This window comes from Nitrospirota bacterium (assembly GCA_016214385.1).
Classification (GTDB): Bacteria; Nitrospirota; Thermodesulfovibrionia; order UBA6902; family JACROP01; genus JACROP01.
Window position 1 is genome coordinate 1 of sequence record JACROP010000066.1, and the last position, 657, is coordinate 657.

The following is a 657-nucleotide window of genomic DNA, read 5'->3' on the forward strand; positions in this document are numbered from 1 at the left end:
ATAGAGCAAACTTCTATTCATACACGGAAAAAGATTATCTCCATACGGGAGCTTATCGAAGAGACGCTTGCAGTCGCTAAAAACCGTTTACCGTCCAGGGTCTATTCCAAGGATCTGATAGAACTGCTTTTCCATCAGCCCTACACAAAGGTTCAGTTCCTTGTGGATGCAGGCATTGCCGAGAGGCAGACGGCTGCCGAGTATCTGAAGGAACTGGAAAAGATTGGAGTTCTTAAGAGCCACAGGGTGGGCAAGGAGAACCTGTATCTGAATGTTAAGCTCTTTAAACTGCTCTCAACGTGATATGTCGATGTTGTCGACATGATAAAAGAACGTGTCGAAATTTTAATAAAATATCGACATGTGTTAAAGACATGTCGAAGTTGTCGACATGAGGAATGTGTCCAAATTTTGTGGTTTTTTGGATATGTTCTGTTGGATGTGTCCATGATGGGGACATGAAGGGAATAGGCAATAGTGAAAAAAAAGAAAGCAGATAAGACAAAGTCTAATGGCGGAAATCTCGGGTTTGAAGAAAAGCTCTGGCCAGGATTGCAACCCTGAACTCGTTTCAGGGGACGGGGGCTATGGTAAACCGGCGGCGAAAGGCGGGCGGGCTCTGTTGCCCAGCTTTCTTATAAAAAATACTGAGAAATA

Annotated in this window: 1 protein-coding gene; it reads left to right on the plus strand. The window is 44.1% G+C overall.

Going from position 1 to position 657, the window contains the following annotated elements:
- On the plus strand, positions 1-303 hold a 303-nt coding region (locus HZC12_03990), incomplete at its 5' end, for a Fic family protein (protein ID MBI5025888.1).
- Between the last annotated feature and the right edge of the window lie 354 nt (positions 304-657).